We start from the raw sequence: 673 nt of genomic DNA, 5'->3' as shown, positions 1-673 counted from the left end.
GTTAATCTACATATATATAATTTTCTTCTATTATTTCTTTATAATCCTGTACTCCTATTGGTAATTTTTTCATTTTCATCATCTCCACATTTGTTTTTTCTTAGTATTATTATAGCATAAATGTATCCTACAAAAAACTGTTTTTATATATTCTCACGAGAATAGAAAAAATATTGAAACAATCAACTGAGTCTTTTACCTCATTTGATTAATTCCAGTAACCTTTCTTCATTTTCCTTTGTTGTTTTTTTGAGTATTTCCTCTGTTTTTTTGTCTGCCACTACTTTTCCTTTTTTTAACACTATTATCCTGTCTGTCTTTTCTATTTCACTTACGTCATGACTGGCTAAGATTATCGTTTTCCATTTTTGCGATAATTCTTCCATTATTTCGTATATTTTTATCTTTGTTTCTATATCTACACCATTTGTTGGTTCATCCAGTAAATATATTTCCGCTTCTTTTATTAATGCCCTTGCTAAATTCAATCTCCTCTTCATTCCTGTTGATGCTTCCATGTATTTGATTTTTCTGTTTTCGTATAGACCCATCTCTTTTAATCCTTTTTCCACTTTCTTTTTTAATTCTTTTCCTGTTATATTGTTTAACATCCCAAAAAATTTGAGATTCTCTTCTAAACTTAATCGGTAATAGAATGACCGTTCATTTGCTG

The 673-nt window shown here is 28.4% G+C and carries 1 protein-coding gene; it reads right to left on the bottom strand.

Translation table 11 applies throughout. The features are described from left to right. Window positions 1-200: 200 nt before the first annotated feature. Window positions 201-673: ATP-binding cassette domain-containing protein (locus tag XO12_RS11140; RefSeq protein ID WP_175420356.1), on the bottom strand; the 473-nt coding region annotated here is incomplete at its 5' end.

This window comes from Marinitoga sp. 1154 (assembly GCF_013363285.1).
Lineage (GTDB): Bacteria > Thermotogota > Thermotogae > Petrotogales > Petrotogaceae > Marinitoga.
This window is presented reverse-complemented; position numbering and strand designations above follow the sequence as displayed.